We start from the raw sequence: 16,891 nt of genomic DNA on the forward strand, positions 1-16,891 counted from the left end.
TTCTTACCCTCAATTCGAGCTTACGAAAGCATCTGAAAAGAAGCGCTTGGCCGGCAGGCCGAGCGCCAGCAGCGCGGTGCGGGCCGACGCGATCATCGCGTTGGATCCGCACGCATAGACAACAGTATCTTCCGGATCGATCCCGTCCCGGACAGCTGCATCCTGAACATAGCCGCGCGCCCCTCCCCAGGCGGCTTCCCTATCCGAAAGCAGATGATGCACTGCGATGTCCAGCCCCAAGGCAACCGGATCCCAGCAGAAGCTCTCCGCCTCCCGGTTGCCCCAGAACACGCGGAGACGGTGCCGGGCGGCACGTTCCGCATCCGCGGCGAATTCCTCAAGCAGCGCCTTCACCGGCGCGATGCCGGTGCCGGTGGCGAGGAAGACGATGTCGCGCGGCCCTTCGTCGCGCAGGAAGAAGGTGCCGAACGGCCCCTCGATCCGGATCAGGTCGTTGGGCTTGGCGCGCTCGAACCAATATTCGCTCAGCCGCCCGCCGGGGTAGCGCTTGATGATGAGTTCGAGCAGGCCGTCCGCGCGCGGCGCGTTGGCCAGCGAATAGCTGCGCCGCACGCCTTCGGCGAGCACATCGACATATTGGCCGGGCAGGAAGCGCATCGGCGAGGCCGGCGGCGTGCGCAGGATCACCTTCACGATATCCGGCGCGAGGCGCTCGATCGAGGCGATGCGGCTCGGCATCGTCTTGATCTCCAGCCCCTGGAGCCGGTCGAGCGGCTCGATGTCGAGCGCGACGTCGTCGGTTGCCGCGCGGCAGCAGGTCAGGATCAGGCCGGCGGCCGCTTCCTCGGCCGTCAGCCCCTCGGCTTCGGACTTGAGGACCGCGGTCTCGCCCGAGAGCAAGGGCGCCTTGCAGATGCCGCAGCGCCCGGTCCGGCAACTATATTCGAGCGTCACGCCCTGGGCGCGGGCTGCGTCCAGGATCGTGACCGCGGGATCGGCGGAAAAGGTGCGCCCGGTGTTGAGCGTGACGTTAGGCATAGACGGCGCGCTGATAGTTGTTTCTCGTTTCTAGTCCAACATCCAAAAACTTAGCTGCAACGGATTCGGGCTGAATGTTGACGGAAAAACCATTGACACCGCTTCGGTTGTGCCTGCAAAATTCGCACGCACTCGGAATATTCGGCCATTTCGGGGTAAAAAATGGTAGCCGATCGAGGGAGAAATCGTTGAGATAGAGGCGCTTGTTGCAGAGCGCGTCATCCGCCTGCCGTCCTTTCTGCGCCTTGCGCCAACCGCTTCCCAGAGCCATTGGCGTTGCAGTTACGGACTTTGCAACCTGGATCCGTCTCGGACGACAGGCGCTATCCTGACTTAAAAGTTTCATACCTTTGAAGCAGCCGAAGGAATGGCCAGCTTCGATTATTTGAGTTTGGTGCGGGGAGATTTGCACGTGAATGAGTACGAAAAGCGGATGCTTGCGCTCTTGGAGGAGGGCAAGGCCAAGCATCAGATCGTTGCCATCAAGGCCGAATTCGAGGCCGAAGGCACGCGCGTCGACGAGCTGCTGCGCCTCCTGGAGATCACCCGTCGTGCGGGCCTTAAGGTCGCGATCAAGATCGGCGGCTGCGAAGCGATCCGCGATCTGATCGAGTGCCGGCTCTACGGTGTGGACTACATCATCGCACCGATGGTCGAGACCCCCTATGCGCTTTCCAAGTTCATCGCGGCGAAGGACAAGTTCTATCCGCGCGACGAGCAGGACGATGTGAGCTTCCTGTTCAATCTCGAAACCCACAGCACGTTCGAGAAGCTGGACGAGATGGCCGAGATCGCCCGCAAGGGCCGCGTCGGCATGGTCTTCGGCCGCGTCGATTTCGCCGGCTCGATGGGCCACACGCGCGATTTCGTGAACAGCGACGACATGCGCGCCTTCGTCGTGAAGAGCGGCCAGGTCGCTCGCGAGAACGGCCTTGAGCTCGTCGTCGGCGGTGGCGTCAGCCCGGATTCGATCCCGCTGCTCAGCGCCGTGCGCGAACAGCGCCTGGACCGTTTCGAGACCCGCAAGGTCATCTTCGACGGTGGCGTGCTCGCCAACCCGGCCTCCGCGACCGCGGGCATGGAGCTGGCGATCCAGTTCGAGCTGCTCTGGCTCAAGAACAAGCGCGACTATTACAAGACCATCGCCGCCGAGGACGAAGTCCGCATCGCGATGATGGAAAAGCGCCAGAAGGGCGCCATCAAGGCCGCTGCCTAACCGTCATGACCAAAATGCGCGTTGCCGATTTGATCGCCCGCCTGCTCGTCGAGCACGGCGTAACCGACATGTTCATGCTCACCGGCGGGGGTGCGATGCACCTCAACGATGCGTTCGGACGTGCCGAAGGCCTGCACAAGGTCTTCGTCCACCACGAACAGGCCGCCTCGATCGCGGCGGAGAGCTATTGCCGCCTGTCTAACCGTCCGGCGGCGGTGAACGTGACCACCGGCCCCGGTGGCGTCAACGCGCTCAACGGCGTCTACGGCGCCTATGTCGATTCGATCGCCATGGTCGTCGTGTCGGGTCAGGTGAAGCGCGAGACCTGCGCGTTCAACTACCCCCTGCCCCTGCGCCAGCTCGGCGACCAGGAAGTGGACATCGTCGAGATGGTCCGCGGCATCACCAAATATGCCGTGGTGCTCGACGATCCGCTCCAGGCGCGCAAGGTGGTCGAGAAGGCGCTCTATCTCTGCACCCGCGGCCGTCCCGGCCCGGTGTGGATCGACGTGCCGATCGACGTACAGGCCGCGCCGGTCGATTTCGACGCGCTCGAGCGCTTCGATCCGGCCGAGCTCGATCATGAGGGCGAAGCCGCCAATACCAGCGCCGAACTCGGCGCGCTGACCGGCGATGCGCTGGACAGTGAAGTCGCGGCGCTGATGGCGGAGCTGCATGCCGCCGAGCGACCGGTCGTCCTGGCCGGCGCCGGCGTGCGCCTCTCGGGCCAGCATGCCGAGTTCCTCCGTTTCGTCGAGCGCCTCGGCGTGCCCGTCGTCACCGGCTGGAACGCGCATGACGCGATCCCGAACAGCCATCCGCTCTATGTCGGGCGCCCGGGCACGGTCGGCGATCGCGGCGGCAATTTCGCGGTGCAGACCGCGGATTATGTGCTGGTGCTCGGATCGCGCCTGAACATCCGCCAGATCAGCTACAACTGGAAGAGCTTCGCGCGGAATGCCCGCGTCGCCATGGTCGATATCGACAAGGCGGAGCTCTCCAAGCCCACTTTGTCGCTGCACCGCCCGGTCCATGCCGACCTGGCCGATTTCTTCGCCGCGGCGGAGACGGTCGCGGCGCCGGCCGACGACGCGGTCGCCGCGCGCAGGGCGTTCCTCGACCGCAGCCGCGCGCTCGCCGCCCGCTATCCGGTGGTGCTGCCCGAGTATCGCGACACCGAATCGCCGATCAATCCCTATGTCTTCGCCGAAGCGCTGTTCGACGAGCTCGAGGAAGGCGACATCATCGTGTCGGGCGACGGCACTGCCTGCGTCACGATCTTCCAGGCCGCGAACCTCAAGCCCGGCCAGCGGCTGTTCACCAATTCCGGCTGCGCCTCGATGGGCTATGACCTGCCCGCCGCGATCGGCGCCTATTATGCCGGGGGCGGTCGCCGCATCATCTGCCTGGCGGGCGACGGCAGCATCATGATGAATCTGCAGGAGCTGCAGACCATCGTCGGCCAGAAGCTGCCGGTGAAGATCTTCGTGCTCAACAATGACGGCTATCACTCGATCCGCCAGTCGCAGCAGAACCACTTCCCCGACAACATCGTCGGTTGCGGTCCGGACAGCGGCCTGAGCTTCCCCGATTTCGCGCGGCTGGCCCAGGGCTTCGGCTTCCCGGCGGCGCGGGTGGACAGCCATGGCGGGCTGCCCGAGACGATCCGCGCGACGCTGGCCGGCGACGGTCCGCAGCTGTGCGAAGTGATGATCGACAAGCGCCAGGAATTCGCGCCCAAGCTCAGCTCGCGCCGGCTCGAGGACGGCACGATGGTCTCGCCGACGCTGGAAGACCTCTCGCCCTTCCTCCCGCGCGAGGAGCTGGCGGAGGCGATGGCGGCGAGCGAAGTGGCGGCGTGATCCGCCACGTTATCTTCGATCTCGACGGAACCCTGGTCGATAGCTGCGCGACCTGTGTCGAGATCCTGTCGGGCATGCTGGCCGAACGCGGGGATGCCGCGGCGATCGATCCGGTCGCCGCGCGCAGCTATATGAGCCGCGGCGGGCTGGATATGGTCCGCGGGCTGCTGGGCGATGCCTGTGTCGACGGCGAGGCGGATCTCGCCGACTTCCGCGCGCGCTATCATGCGCACGAAACGTCGGTGGAAACGCTGTTCCCCGGCGTGGCCGAGGGGCTGGCGCGGCTGCGCGCGGCCGGGCTGACGCTGTCGATCTGCTCGAACAAGCCGCAGGGCCTGTGCGAGAAGGTCCTCGCCGATACCGGGCTGGCCGAGCATTTCGCGTTCGTGGTGGGCGGGCAGCCGGGCATGCGCCCGAAGCCTGCGCCCGACCTGCTCGATGCCCTGCTCGCCCGCATCGGCGGCGACGCGACGGCCTGCGCCTTTGTCGGCGACAGCGAACTCGACCACCGGATCGCGGCGGATGCGGCGATCCCCTTCCATTTCCTGACGCACGGCTATGCCGAACCCGGCTGGGAAGCACGGGATTGCGCGAGCCACGACGCCTTCACGCCCCTGATCGACGCGCTTCTGGCGCGAGCGGCAGCGCATGCTTGAGCCGGCCATAGCGCATGCGCTGGCCGATACCGATCGCCCCATCGTCATCACGGGGGCGAGCGGATGGCTGGGACTGGCTACGCTCGACCTGCTGGAACGCGCATTGGGAGAGGCCTTTGCCGATCGGGTACAGTGCTTCGGATCGGCCCCGCGCGATCTCGACCTGGGCGACGGGCGCGTCGTGCGCCAGTATGCCCTGGCCGACCTCGCGGCGGTGGCGCGGCCGGGTGCCTGGGTGCTCCATTTCGCGTTCCTGACCAAGGACCGCGCCGAGGCGATGGACGATGCCGCCTATCGCGCCGCCAACCAGCAGATCAGCGATACGGTGCTGGCCGGGCTCGACGCTGTCGATGCCGCCGCGGTGTTCGTCGCGTCGTCAGGCGCTGCCTACAAGGCCGAGGATCCCGCCGCCTCGCCCGCGATGCGCCTCTACGGCGCGATGAAGCGCGAGGACGAGGATCGCTTCGCCGACTGGGCCACCGCCCGGGGCAAGCGGGCGGTGATCGGCCGGATCTTCAACATCACCGGCCCCTTCATCAACAAGCACCAGGCCTATGCGATGGCCAGCTTCATCCTCGACGCGCTCGCTACGCGCCCGATCGAGGTCCGGGCGCCGCGCGAGGTGATCCGGGGCTATGTGGCGATCCGCGAGCTGGTCTCCCTGATCTTCGCGCTGCTGGGCGATGCCCCTTCGGGCGTGACGCGCTTCGACACCGGCGGCGAGGCACTCGAACTGGGTGCCGTCGCCGCGGTCGTCGCCGAAGCGCTGCAGGGACCTGGCGTCAGCCGCGCCCCGGTCACCGATCCGGTCGCGGACCGGTATGCGGGCGACGGCGAAGCCTATGCCGCACTGCTCGCCCGGCACGGCATTACGCCCGTCCCGCTCGGGCAGCAGGTGCTTGAAACCGCCGACTATCTGCAGGCTGCCGGACACCATGTTCGGCGGTGACTTGACGACCCTCAACAACTATACGGCGGCGCAATTCTCGCCCTCCGCCGAACCCAAAGGCAATCGGATCCCAGTATGACCCATTTCCCGACCGGCACGCAGCGCCAGTTCGCACCCTCCCAACGGATCCGCACCGCCCTGACCGCGACTTCGGCGGCGCTGGCGCTGTTTGCCTATTCGGCACCGGCCTGGGCGCAGACGATCGATCAGAACACGCCCTCGGGTTCGCCGCTGAGCCCCGGGACGAACACGACCCAGGGGCAGAGCTCGTCGAGCCAGAGCCAGAACCAGAACACCACTTCGACGCCGACGCCCTCGACGGTGTACGAGCCGATCTCCGTGGATCGCTCGGGCAACAGCCGCGACACCGTCGGCACCACGCAGAACAGCGGCGTCCGCACGAATGACGGGCTGCTGGACACCGAGGCGATGCGCCTTCGCCAGCCCGTGAAGCCCGGCGAGTTCGAAAGCTGGGCGCGCGACGTCACCGGCCGCAACCTCAAGCGCTTCGGCAGCGACCTGCTGCTTCCCGGCTCGCGCGACTTCGCGACGCCGGCAACCTCGACCATCCCGCCCGATTATGCGCTCAACGTGGGCGACACCGTCTCGATCGCGCTGACCGGCTCGATGGAAGGCAGCGTCGATGCCGAGATCGATCGCGACGGCAAGATCTTCCTGCCCAACGTCGGCAGCGTCAGCTTGGTCGGCGTGCGCTACCGCGACCTGCGCGATCGCATCGCGGCGGCGATCGGGCGCAAGTATCGCGGCTATGACGTCTCGGTCTCGCTCACCAAGCTGCGCGGCGTCCGCGTCTACGTCACCGGCTTCGCCGCGCATCCGGGCGCCTATTCGGTCAACAGCCTGTCGACGCTGGTGAACGCCATACTCCAGGCCGGCGGCCCGGCCGCGGGCGGCAGCTTCCGTTCGGCCAAGCTCTATCGCAACGGCCAGGAAGTGGCCGATTTCGACCTCTACCAGCTCCTGCGCGACGGCGACCGCTCGCACGATCCGCTGCTGCAGAACGAGGACGTGATCTTCATTCCCGCCGTCGGCCGTCAGGTCGCGGTGATCGGCAGCGTCAACGAAGAGGCGATCTACGAAGTGCGACAGGGCGAGAGCCTTGCCGACACGCTGCGCATCGCCGGCGGGCCGACCAACCTGGCCGATGACTCGCGCCTCATCCTCTATCGCCTGTCCGATCAGGATTCCGTGGGCAGCCGCCAGATCGAGCGCACCGCGGCATCGAACTTCGCCACCGAAGCCGGCGACATCATCCAGATCCTGCCGCAGGGCAGCCTTGCCCGTCCGCTCGAGCGCCAGCAGGCGATCGTCCGGATCGAAGGCGAAGTGAACAAGCCGGGCAACTATTATGTGGCGCCGAATACGCCGCTGGCCGAGGTCGTCGCGATGGCCGGCGGCCTGACCCCGCGCGCCTATGTCTATGGCACCCGCTTCTCGCGCGAGACCGTGCGCGCCCAGCAGCGCCGTGGTTTCCTGGATGCCGTGGACCAGATGGAGATGGCCCTCGCCGCCGCGCCGCTGACCGGCAACGGTCTGGGCGACCAGACGCAGCGCCAGGCCCAGGTCGCCTCGGCCAAGGCCTTCCTCGACCAGCTGCGCAAGAAGGAGCCGGACGGCCGCCTGGTGCTCGACGTGACGCCGGTCGATGCCGCGCTCCCGAATAATCTCCTCGTCGAGAACAACGATCGCATCGTGATCCCGCCGCGCGTGGAGACGGTCGGCGTGTTCGGCGCGGTGTACCGCCCGGCCTCGTTCATCGTCGGTAACGGCAAGGCCATCCGCGTCCGCGACTATGTCGAGCAGGCCGGCGGCGTCATCCGCGGCGCCGATCGCGGCAACATCTTCGTGGTGCGCGCCAATGGCTCGGTGCTGACCCGCAAGCGTGGCGCGATGAGCGCGCAGGTGCTGCCGGGCGACACCATCTTCGTGCCGATCCGCACCGAGAACTACTCGCTGCTCGCCAAGATCCGCGATATCTCGCAGGTCGTCGCGCAGTTCGGCATTGCGGCCCTCGCGATCGCGGCGATCAACTGATGACGCCCTATCGCTCCCTCACCGGCACGCTCACCCGGCTTCCGGTGCTCCGCAATCCGTGGCTGCGGCGCGGCCTGTTCGTGGTGCTGCTCGCCATCTGCGCGGCGCTCACCCTGTTCCCGCAGAAATATCGCGCCGCCGTCAGCCTGACGCCGACCGATCCGGGCACCCTCGGCCTCAGCGGCACGCTGGGCCAGCTCGGCGCCGTGAACAGCGTGTTCGGCAACCAGGCCGCGATCGAAGTGAGCCAGAAGGTCGCGAACAGCGAATATGTCCGCACGATCGTCGCCAAGCAGACCAACCTCGAGCAGCACCTCAAGCTCACGCCGATCGAAGTGCATCGCTGGCTCGATCGCCATATCGACATCACGGTACTGCGCGGCGGCATCATGCAGATCGAGCTCAAGCAGCGCGATGCCGAGTTCGCCCGCCGGGTCGTCTCGGCTTATGGCGAAGCGGTCCGCAGCCAGCTCGCGCTGATCGCCCGCCGTCAGACCGAGCAGAAGCGCGCGATCCTGCAGCAGCTGTTCGAGCGAGCGGGCGAGCGCCTGTCCAAGGCGCGCACCGCCTATGACACCTTCCGCCTTTCGACGCGCTACAGCAGCCCGCAGGCCGCCTTCTATGCGGCAGGCGACCGGATTCCGGCGCTCGAGGCCGATATCCGTGCGAAGGAAGTCGATCTCAACGCGATGCGGCAGTTCGCGACGGACGACAATATCCGCGTCCGCCAGATGATCGCGGCGATCGACGCGCTGCGCCAGCAGCTGGCAGTGGCGAAGTCCACCTCGCCGCAGCAGGACAGCTCGGTCGGCCAGGTCGTCCGCCAGACGACGGAAGCAGAGCGTCTCTCCCGCGAGCTCGACATCGCCCAGGGCCTGTACGAGAACTACAAGCGCTTCCTGCAGGGCACGTCCGTCGAGGACCTGACCTCGGGCGTCACGATCCGTATCCTCGAGCCGGCCTATATCGACAGCGAGCGCCAGCTTAACTTCGGGCCTCTGGCGCTGGGCGTGCTGATCCTGCTGCTTGCGCTCGCGCTCGAATTCTATCCGCTGCGCCCGCCGCTTTCCGAGACCAGGCTCGCCGAGAAAGAGGCATGATCGACACGAGGCAGCCCGATCTATCGGTCGTCATTCCCTGCTACAACGAGGAGGAGAATGCCGAGGCGATCTGCGCGGCGGTGATCGCCCAGCTGGAGCCGCTGGAGCTCCTCTTCGAGGTGATCTTCATCGACAATGACTCGACCGATCGCACGGTCGAGATCGTCAAGTCGATCTGCGCGCGCGATCCGCGGGTCCGCCTGATCGTCAACACGCGCAACTTCGGCCAGATGCGTTCGCCGACCTATGGCATCTACCAGGCACGCGGCCGTGCCGTCGTGGGCATGTGCGCGGATTTCCAGGACCCGCCCGAGCTGCTCCCGCGCTTCGTGGAGCGCTGGCGCGCCGGTGTCGACATCATCCTCGGCATCCGCGCGGGCGAGGAGCGCAACAGCCCGATGCTGCGCGCTACCCGTGGCCTGTCCTATTGGCTCGCGCGCAATTTCGGCGACTATCCGATCCTGCCCGGCGCCACCGGCTTCGGCCTGTACGATGCCCGCGTGGTCCGCTCGATCCGCCAGCTGGCGGAGCCGGAGCCCTTCTTCCGCGGCATGCTGGTCGAGACCGGCTACCGGCTCGAGACCATCGCCTATCCGCGCCCGCCGCGTGCCGGTGGCCGCTCGAAGAACAACTTCTTCGCCCTGCTCGATTTCGCGATGTCGGCGCTTGCCGGTTCGTCGAAGCGGCTGCTGCGCATTCCGATCTATATCGGCGCGTTCGGCGCGCTGATGACGCTGGTGATGCTGCTCGGCGGAACGCTGGCCTTCTTCCTCGATCGCCCGATCGCGGGCTGGTTCATCGCCGCGGTGGTGCAGGCGCAGCTGGCCATGCTGTTCGGGTTCCTGGGATTGCTGGGCGACAATGTCCGGATCATCTCGGAGCGCACGCGCGGCACTCCGCTCGTGCTCGAGCGCGAACGCATCAACTTCCCGCCGGAATGAGCGCATGGCATTTTCCATCTCTCGCGAGCGGCTGATCGAACTGTGGCGCTATTACCAGGCCGGGGTGATCAACACCGCCTTCGGCCTGGGCGCCTATGCGTTGCTCGTCTGGCTTGGCCTCAACATGTTCGTCGCGCAGCTGGTCGCCCATGTCGCCGGAGTCGCGTTCAACTACATCACCTATAGCCGGCACGTGTTTCGCGATGCCGGGCCGGCCAAGCTGCGCTTCACCATGTCCTATGTGGTCAACTACCTGATCGGCCTGGCCACACTCGCCTGCGTCGCGCTGGTAATCAAGTCGCCCTATCTCGCCGGCCTGATCACCGCGGTGCTGGTGTCGATCCTCAACTATTTCATCCTCAAGCACTTCATCTTCGTGAGGAAGACCGCGTGACGGAGACGCCACGTCCGGTGCGCCAGTCCGTCTGGATGGAATATGCGCTGATCCTGCCGATCATCGCCGCGATCGGCTACACGACATGGTTCTTCTTCTATTATCACTATCTGCCCCAACCCTTCTTCTACGAGCCGAGCGGCACGTGGATGGACTGGTATTCGCTGACTCGATGGTCGCAGAAGCCCGGGGCCTATGAAATCGAGCGGACCATCTATCCGCCGCTTTCCTTCGTGCTCATGCGGATGTTCTCGATCCCGCATTGCTATGCGCTGACCTATTCCGAGGAAGCCCGCGCCTGCGACTGGCTTGGCGGCGTGGCGCTCACCGCGATGTGGCTGGGCACGGTCGTGCTCACCTTCCTGAGCTATCGCAAGGTCGATCGGCGCACCGCCCTGCCCCGCGCCTTCGCGATGACCTTCGGCTTCCCGATGATCTACGCCTTCGAGCGCGGGAACCTGCTGATCTTCTGCTATGCCTGCATCCTGCTCGGCTTCGGCCCCTTGCTGAAATCCGCCTGGCTGCGCTGGTTCTTCGCCGGCCTGGCGGTGAACTTCAAAGTCTATCTGGTCGGCGCGATCGTCGCCCCCCTCCTGCGCCGCCGCTGGGTGGCGTTCGAAGGCATGCTGCTGTTCACGGTGCTGATCTATCTGGCGAGCTGGTACATCCTCGGCGAGGGCAGCCCCTCGCAGATCTACCGGAACATCACGAGCTATTCGACCGGCTTCGGCGCGCAGGCCGCGCTCGATCTCTGGTTCCCCGCCACCTATCTGCCGCTCAAGACGCTGATGACCGGGACCTTCCCGATCTACACGGTCGTGAGCTCGACCATGGCCGACGGCCTGGTGATCGGCGTGACGATCTTCACCCGCGTCATCCAGGCATCGATCCTGATCGCGGCGGCGGCGGCCTGGCTCCGGCCGGAAGCGGTCCCGCCCCGGCGCGTCGTCTTCCTCGCGATCGCCTTCGCGCTCAGCGCTTCGGAAGCCGGCGGCTATACCGAGATGCTGACGCTGGTGTTCGTCTTCATGGAGAAGCGTCGCGGCTTCGAGCGGACGACGGCGCTGTACATCGCCTATTTCCTGTCGATCCCGTTCGACTTCACGCTGGGCCTGCTGCCGCCGCTGGTGCGCTACTCCTATCTCGCCAATGTCGAGGTGATCGCCCAATATGGCGTTGGCGTGATGTCGCTGCTGCGCCCCGGCCTCAGCATGATCATCGCCGGCTTGCTGTCGATCCAGACCGTCCGAGAGGTGGTGGCCGACATCCGCAACCAGGGCTGGCAGAATCGCTGGCGCTACCGCTTCGACTGGCCGGTCCTGCCCGGCGTGCTGCGCCCCAGCCGGCCGCGGCAGGCGGGCGAAGAAGGCCCGCGATGACGGGCCCCGCCTGCGGGACGATCTGATGGCCACCACAGACCTGCGCCATCGCTGGATGCTGCTGGCGATCCTCCTTGTCGCCTTCTATCTGCGCGCCTCGAGCATCGCCTTCGGCCTTCCCGGGCTGAACGATCCCGACGAGATGATGTTCGAGCTCGGCGCAATCCGCATGCTGCGCGGACCGACGCTCGATCCGGGCTGGTTCGGTCACCCGGCCACCACCACCATGTATGTGCTGGCGCTCGTCAATATCGGCGTGCTGGCCTTTGCCTTGCTGACCGGCGTGGCGAGTTCGGCCGGCAAGTTCGTCGAGCTGATCTACGCGGATCCCAGCTGGATGATCCTTCCCGGCCGCGTCGCCATGATGCTGTTCGCGCTGGGCACGATCTGGATGAGCTGGCGGCTCGCTTCGCGTTTCTTCGGCCCTGCCGCCGGCCTTGTGGCTGCGCTGCTGATCGCGTTCGATCCCGTGCACATCGCCTGGTCGCAGGTGATCCGGTCGGACATCATGGCCTGCTTCTTCATGCTGCTCTGCCTGCAGGCCTGTTGCGACATCGCCGAGAACGGGCGCTGGCACGGCTATCTGCGCGCGGCCTTCTGGCTCGGCGTCGCCATCGCGACCAAATGGCCCTTCGCGCTGACCGGCATCGCGATCGCCGGCGCCAGCCTTGTCGCGGTGCGCACCAACGTCCTGCCCGCGCGCACCGCGATCGTCCGGCTCGCCGCCAGCGGGGCGGCGGCGATCGGCTTCCTGCTGCTGGTCTCCCCCTATCTGCTGATCAACTACCGCACGGTGGTGCGCAATCTCCAGGGCGAGAGCCAGCCGCACCATCTGGGCGCGACCGGCGGCGACTTCCTCCACAATCTCTGGTGGTATCTCTCCGGCCCGATCGCGACCGGCCTCGGCATTGTCGGGCTTGTTTTATTCCTGCTCGGCGTCGCGCGATTGCCGCGACACCGCCTGCCGCTCTTCCTGCTGGCGCCGCTGGCCCTCGCCTTCCTGCTGCTGTTCTGCGCGCAACAGCTGGTCTGGGAGCGCTGGGCCCTGCCGCTGCTGCTGATCGGCGCGATCATTGCCGGGGGAGGATGGGTCGTTCTTCAGGCGCTCCTGCGTCGAACGCTCGCGGTGCCGGTGGCGCGGACCGCGATAACCATCGCCGTGGCGTTCGCTGCCGTGCTGCCGCTCGGGCTGCGCGCCTGGTCCGATGGCGTCGAGCGCATGCACGACACCCGCCAGCAGGCCTCTGCCTGGGCACGCCAGCATATTCCGCCGGACGCTACCATCCTCATCGAGCACTTCGCCTATGACCTGATGAACGCGCCGCAGCATTTCCTGTTCCCGCTGGCCGACGCCGGTTGCGTGGACCCGCGCGGACTGGTCCGCGGGACGATCCCCTATTCCGTGATCGACCGGGCCCGCGGCAGCCGCTCCAACCTCGACTATGGCACGCTCCCGCCCGAAAAGGCCGCCCTCTGCATCCCCGACTTTGCGATCCTCACGCAATATGACCGGTACCGCGCCGAGCGCACCACCTTCCCGAACGAATATGCCGCCTATCAGCGGCTGATCGCGCGCGGACGCATCGTCGCGACCTTCGCCCCGAGCCCGGGCCGGCATGGCGGCCCCATCGTGCGGATCGTCGATCTGCGCAAACCCTAGCTGCGTGGCGCCTGGCGGCGATAACTGAGCGCCTCGGCGACATGGATCCGCCCCACGCCCTCAGCCCCGGCAAGGTCAGCGATCGTGCGCGCCACGCGCAGCACCCGCGTATAGCCGCGCGCCGATAGCCGCATCGCCTCGGCCGCCTGCGCCAGCAACTTGCGGCCCGGCTCGTCGGGCGTGGCGTGGCTGGTGAGCAGGTCGCCTTCCGCCTCGGCATTGGTCCGCGCCGGCACGTCCCTATAGCGCGCCACCTGCACCGCCCGCGCCTCGGCGACGCGCACCGCCACTTCGGCCGAGCTTTCCGCCCGCCGATCGAGCACCAGGTCCGCCGCGGTCACCGGCTGGACCTCGACATGCAGGTCGATCCGGTCAAGCAGCGGGCCCGACACCTTGGCCTGGTAGTCCGCCGCGCAGCGCGGCGCTCGGGCACAGGCCAGCGCCGGGTCGCCCAGATGCCCGCACCGGCACGGGTTCATCGCCGCGACCAGCTGGACGCGCGCCGGGAAGGTGACATGCGCATTGGCGCGCGCCACGCTCACCACCCCCGCCTCGATCGGCTGCCGGAGCGAATCCAGCACCGCGCGCTGGAATTCGGGCAGCTCGTCGAGGAACAGCACGCCGAGATGCGCCAGGCTCACTTCGCCCGGCTTCACCCGCAGCCCGCCGCCGGTGAGCGCCGCCATCGAGGCGGAGTGATGGGGTGAGCGGAAGGGCCGCGTCCGGGTCAGCCGACCGCCCTGCAGCGTCCCCGCGACCGAGGCGACCATCGACACTTCCAGCGCCTCGCTTGCATCCAGCGGCGGCAATATGCCCGGCAGGCACGATGCCAGCAGCGACTTGCCCGCCCCCGGCGGCCCACACATCAGCAGGTTATGTCCACCCGCCGCCGCGATCTCGAGCGCGCGCCGCGCCGTCTCCTGCCCCTTCACCTGGGCAAGATCGGGCCCGACCACCGGCGGATCGACGGTACCCGCCTCGGCCGCGGGCAGCAGCTGGTGCCCCTTGAAGTGGTTGAGCAGCGCAATCAGGTCCGGCGCGGCGATCACTTCCACCTGGCCCGCCCAGCTTGCCTCGGGGCCCTGCGCGGCAGGGCAGACCAGCCCCTTGCCCGTCTCGGCAGCATGCAGCGCGGCGAGCAGCACGCCGGGGCTCGGCGCGATCCGCCCGTCCAGCGCCAGCTCGCCGACCACGACATAGCCCGACAACGTCTCGGCATCGACCACGCCCATCGCCCCCAGCAGCGCCAGCGCTACCGCAAGGTCGAAATGCGAGCCTTCCTTGGGCAGGTCGGCCGGCGAGAGGTTGAGGATGATGTGCTTGGGCGGCAGCGCCAGCCCGATCGCGGCCATCGCGGCGCGTACCCGCTCGCGGCTCTCCGCCACGGCCTTGTCGGGCAGGCCGACGACCACGAACTTGGGAAGCCCGGCAACGAGGTTGCACTGCACCTCCACCGCACGGGCCTCCAGCCCCAGATAGGCAACCGTCGAAACGCTCGCGACCAAGCCCGCCTCCCCCGACCGGACGCCACGATAGCGGGGGTTGGCCGGGTTGCGCGCCGGGATGCGGCCGGAACGGATCAATCAGGGCGCGTTGGTGCGGAAGTTGCGCTTCACCGCGCTCAGCAGCGGATTGGTGCCGTCGGGCAAATGATCATAGTTGATCGCCCAGATGATCGCCCCGCCCAGGCCCGTCTGGCGCACATATAGCCCCTTCGCCGCGATCGACAACTCGTCCTCATAGCTCAGGAAGCCAGCCTGGCTGAGCCCGGAGCCCGCGGGCGAGAACCCGCCGGGATAGCTGCGATAGCCGACCTGCGAGGTCTCGTCCCAGCTATAGGTGCCCCGGTTCAGATAGCCCCAGCGCACCAGCTCGGAATAGCGCAGCGGCGTATCCTGGATCTCGAAGATGTTGTTGTGCTCGGTGTCCTGGCGCGGCCCGGTGATCGTCGGGCCGTAATAGATGCCGTAGAAGCCGATGCCGATGCCGATCTTGCTGCGCGGAACCCCGGTCTTCACATAGGCCCGCACGCTGGTCTCCAGGTCGCGCGGCGTGGTGCCGGTGGCGCCATAGATCGGGCTGGAGAACCAGGAGAACCACCCCGCCTGGTTCCAGGCGCTGCCGACGCCGTAGCTCATCACATTATACTGATCGACGAGGTTGGCGATGTCCGCCTGCCACTGTTCGACCATGCCTTCGCGGGGGCCGTCCCTGGGCAGGTCGTTGATCGAGACGAGATAACCCGGGAAGGTGATCAGGAAGCGCCGGCCATTCTGGTAGCGCGGCCGTGCGTTCGCCTCGGCGCGCAGATCGGTGATCAGTGCGATCGCCCGCCGCCGGGCTTCCTCGCCCGTGACCTTCAGCGCCGCGCTGCCCTCGAGCCGATCCTCCCAGTCGACGTCGATCCCGTCATAGTCATGCGCCACGAGGTAATCGACAAGGTTGCGCACGAAGGTCCCGCGCACCGCATCGGTGCTTGAGCGCAGGAAGCCGTCGCCATCGCCCTCGCCGCCCAGCATGAGCAGCGCCTTCTTGCCGGCATCGTGGGCCCGCTTGACCAGATAGTCCTCGACGCTGCGGACGCCGTCCGGTGAGAGGCCGGCGTCGTGCGCGGTGCCGGCGCCCTTGACGACCTGCCCCGCCTGCCCGCCCAGCGTCCCGCTGCCCGGCGCGACGCGGGCGAACATCAGGTGGGTAAGCGCCGTCACGTCCACCTTGTCGGGCGGATAGCTCCAGTCCCAGTAATAGCCGAGATAATAGCCGGTGACCCAGGGTCTGTCGTTGACCGGCGTGGTCACGGTGATCGTCGCGGTCGCCGTCGCATTCGGATCCGCCGCGCTTCTCGCGACGAGGTGATAGACGCCCGGCACCGCCGGCGCGGCATAGATCCCCGCCGCCGAAACCGTGCCGCCATTCGCTTCCTGCACGGTCCAGGTGCAGTTCTGGTCGCTCGATCCGGTCACCTGGCAACCATAGTGACGGGTCGCATCGGTCGGCAGCGAGAAGCTGCTCGGCGCAACCCGAACGCTCAGCGCCGACGTGGGCGACGGCGTGGGAGACGGCGATGGAGATGTGGATGCGGTGGGTGTCGGGGTCGGCGCCGGCGATACGACACCGCCCCCTCCGCCGCCGCTGCAGGCGGAAAGGAGGAGCATCGGGGCGAGCATGCGGTTCGTGCGGAACATGGCGGCGACATGCCCACCGCGGGCCCGACCAAACGACGACGCCGCGATGAAGGCCGGTCATGCGGCGACGAAACAAGGCTAATCCAGGATCAACCGTTCCAACGTGTCTTGCAGGCACAACACACACTCCCCACCTCCTCCTCATGGCAGGCGCACGAAGCCCTTTCCTCCGCACCGCCCTGTTCGTCACGGGGCTATTGGTGATCGCCGTATCGCCGGTGGTCGGCATCCTGCCCGGCCCGGGCGGGCTCTTCGTCTTCGCCGCCGGCCTGGTGCTTGTCCTCCAGAACTCGGCTCGCGCGCAGAAGGTCTTCTGTCGGGCAAAGAAGCGCTGGCCGCGATTCGGGCATTATGCCGACATGGCGCTGCGCCGGCGCAGTGCCCGCCGTCGTCGCTTGCGCGAAAAGGAGGCCGAAATCGCCCGCGCGGAAGCGGAACTGCTCGGTTTGCGGAACACAACGCGTTGACTCACGCAAATCGCCCCACTATGGGCAC

The 16,891-nt window shown here is 67.1% G+C and carries 15 protein-coding genes; 11 read left to right on the plus strand and 4 right to left on the minus strand.

The annotated features are described in order from the left end of the window. Positions 1-9 precede the first annotated feature (9 nt). Positions 10-999 carry an FAD-binding oxidoreductase gene (locus AC1RJ5_RS06265; protein ID WP_493112311.1) on the minus strand — a complete coding sequence of 330 codons (990 nt, stop codon included), beginning with the start codon at positions 997-999 and terminating at the stop codon, positions 10-12. Then, complete coding sequence (locus tag AC1RJ5_RS06270; RefSeq protein ID WP_493112313.1) at positions 992-1,468, minus strand: hypothetical protein; 477 nt, start codon at positions 1,466-1,468, stop codon at positions 992-994. Before AC1RJ5_RS06270 ends, AC1RJ5_RS06265 begins: the two co-directional genes overlap by 8 nt. Here AC1RJ5_RS06270 and AC1RJ5_RS06275 point away from each other — a divergent pair. The 10 genes from AC1RJ5_RS06275 to AC1RJ5_RS06320 all read left to right on the plus strand — a co-directional run bounded on the left by AC1RJ5_RS06275 (position 1,433) and on the right by AC1RJ5_RS06320 (position 13,211). After that, positions 1,433-2,215: an aldolase/citrate lyase family protein gene (locus AC1RJ5_RS06275; protein WP_493112315.1), complete on the plus strand. Its 783-nt coding sequence runs from the start codon at positions 1,433-1,435 to the stop codon at positions 2,213-2,215. The two genes, AC1RJ5_RS06270 and AC1RJ5_RS06275, sit on opposite strands and share 36 nt — an antisense overlap. 5 nt (positions 2,216-2,220) lie before the next feature. Next, on the plus strand, positions 2,221-4,077 hold the full coding sequence (locus tag AC1RJ5_RS06280) for a thiamine pyrophosphate-binding protein (RefSeq protein ID WP_269574641.1): 1,857 nt from the start codon (positions 2,221-2,223) through the stop codon (positions 4,075-4,077). After that, entirely contained in the window at positions 4,074-4,733 is a 660-nt protein-coding gene (locus tag AC1RJ5_RS06285; protein ID WP_342248757.1) for an HAD family hydrolase, read from the plus strand. Before AC1RJ5_RS06280 ends, AC1RJ5_RS06285 begins: the two co-directional genes overlap by 4 nt. After that, positions 4,726-5,682 carry an NAD-dependent epimerase/dehydratase family protein gene (locus AC1RJ5_RS06290; protein ID WP_493112318.1) on the plus strand — a complete coding sequence of 319 codons (957 nt, stop codon included), beginning with the start codon at positions 4,726-4,728 and terminating at the stop codon, positions 5,680-5,682. Before AC1RJ5_RS06285 ends, AC1RJ5_RS06290 begins: the two co-directional genes overlap by 8 nt. A 75-nt stretch (positions 5,683-5,757) precedes the next feature. Then, positions 5,758-7,737 (plus strand): SLBB domain-containing protein, encoded by a 1,980-nt coding sequence (locus AC1RJ5_RS06295; RefSeq protein WP_269574638.1) that lies wholly within the window; start codon positions 5,758-5,760, stop codon positions 7,735-7,737. Further along, positions 7,737-8,837, plus strand: a complete 1,101-nt coding sequence (locus AC1RJ5_RS06300; RefSeq protein WP_269574637.1) for a GumC domain-containing protein — start codon at positions 7,737-7,739, stop codon at positions 8,835-8,837. Before AC1RJ5_RS06295 ends, AC1RJ5_RS06300 begins: the two co-directional genes overlap by 1 nt. Beyond that, positions 8,834-9,778 (plus strand): glycosyltransferase family 2 protein, encoded by a 945-nt coding sequence (locus AC1RJ5_RS06305; RefSeq protein ID WP_342248760.1) that lies wholly within the window; start codon positions 8,834-8,836, stop codon positions 9,776-9,778. Before AC1RJ5_RS06300 ends, AC1RJ5_RS06305 begins: the two co-directional genes overlap by 4 nt. 4 nt (positions 9,779-9,782) lie before the next feature. After that, positions 9,783-10,172 carry a GtrA family protein gene (locus AC1RJ5_RS06310; RefSeq protein WP_493112321.1) on the plus strand — a complete coding sequence of 130 codons (390 nt, stop codon included), beginning with the start codon at positions 9,783-9,785 and terminating at the stop codon, positions 10,170-10,172. After that, on the plus strand, positions 10,169-11,551 hold the full coding sequence (locus AC1RJ5_RS06315) for a glycosyltransferase family 87 protein (RefSeq protein ID WP_269574634.1): 1,383 nt from the start codon (positions 10,169-10,171) through the stop codon (positions 11,549-11,551). The genes AC1RJ5_RS06310 and AC1RJ5_RS06315 overlap by 4 nt, the downstream gene beginning before the upstream one ends. Positions 11,552-11,576: 25 nt before the next feature. Beyond that, on the plus strand, positions 11,577-13,211 hold the full coding sequence (locus AC1RJ5_RS06320) for an ArnT family glycosyltransferase (RefSeq protein ID WP_493112324.1): 1,635 nt from the start codon (positions 11,577-11,579) through the stop codon (positions 13,209-13,211). Here AC1RJ5_RS06320 and AC1RJ5_RS06325 read toward each other — a convergent pair. Then, positions 13,208-14,716, minus strand: coding sequence for a YifB family Mg chelatase-like AAA ATPase (locus tag AC1RJ5_RS06325; protein ID WP_269574632.1), 1,509 nt, complete (start codon positions 14,714-14,716; stop codon positions 13,208-13,210). The two genes, AC1RJ5_RS06320 and AC1RJ5_RS06325, sit on opposite strands and share 4 nt — an antisense overlap. Positions 14,717-14,794: 78 nt before the next feature. Then, positions 14,795-16,396, minus strand: a complete 1,602-nt coding sequence (locus tag AC1RJ5_RS06330) for a glycosyl hydrolase family 18 protein (protein WP_493112326.1) — start codon at positions 16,394-16,396, stop codon at positions 14,795-14,797. Positions 16,397-16,539: 143 nt separating this feature from the next. Here AC1RJ5_RS06330 and AC1RJ5_RS06335 point away from each other — a divergent pair, with 143 nt between their 5' ends. Beyond that, positions 16,540-16,863 (plus strand): hypothetical protein, encoded by a 324-nt coding sequence (locus AC1RJ5_RS06335; protein ID WP_493112328.1) that lies wholly within the window; start codon positions 16,540-16,542, stop codon positions 16,861-16,863. Positions 16,864-16,891 lie beyond the last annotated feature (28 nt).

It is taken from the genome of Sphingomonas sp. GW822-FHT03G08 (assembly GCF_058801135.1).

Excerpts from the sequence above, each read along its gene's own strand:
- AC1RJ5_RS06265 (WP_493112311.1), bottom strand. The coding sequence starts at position 999 with ATGCCTAACGTCACGCTCAACACCGGGCGCACCTTTTCCGCCGATCCC.
- AC1RJ5_RS06275 (WP_493112315.1), top strand. The coding sequence starts at position 1,433 with ATGCTTGCGCTCTTGGAGGAGGGCAAGGCCAAGCATCAGATCGTTGCC.
- AC1RJ5_RS06270 (WP_493112313.1), bottom strand. The coding sequence starts at position 1,468 with ATGCTTGGCCTTGCCCTCCTCCAAGAGCGCAAGCATCCGCTTTTCGTA.
- AC1RJ5_RS06280 (WP_269574641.1), top strand. The coding sequence starts at position 2,221 with ATGACCAAAATGCGCGTTGCCGATTTGATCGCCCGCCTGCTCGTCGAG.
- AC1RJ5_RS06290 (WP_493112318.1), top strand. The coding sequence starts at position 4,726 with ATGCTTGAGCCGGCCATAGCGCATGCGCTGGCCGATACCGATCGCCCC.
- AC1RJ5_RS06295 (WP_269574638.1), top strand. The coding sequence starts at position 5,758 with ATGACCCATTTCCCGACCGGCACGCAGCGCCAGTTCGCACCCTCCCAA.
- AC1RJ5_RS06300 (WP_269574637.1), top strand. The coding sequence starts at position 7,737 with ATGACGCCCTATCGCTCCCTCACCGGCACGCTCACCCGGCTTCCGGTG.
- AC1RJ5_RS06305 (WP_342248760.1), top strand. The coding sequence starts at position 8,834 with ATGATCGACACGAGGCAGCCCGATCTATCGGTCGTCATTCCCTGCTAC.
- AC1RJ5_RS06310 (WP_493112321.1), top strand. The coding sequence starts at position 9,783 with ATGGCATTTTCCATCTCTCGCGAGCGGCTGATCGAACTGTGGCGCTAT.
- AC1RJ5_RS06320 (WP_493112324.1), top strand. The coding sequence starts at position 11,577 with ATGGCCACCACAGACCTGCGCCATCGCTGGATGCTGCTGGCGATCCTC.
- AC1RJ5_RS06330 (WP_493112326.1), bottom strand. The coding sequence starts at position 16,396 with ATGTTCCGCACGAACCGCATGCTCGCCCCGATGCTCCTCCTTTCCGCC.
- AC1RJ5_RS06335 (WP_493112328.1), top strand. The coding sequence starts at position 16,540 with ATGGCAGGCGCACGAAGCCCTTTCCTCCGCACCGCCCTGTTCGTCACG.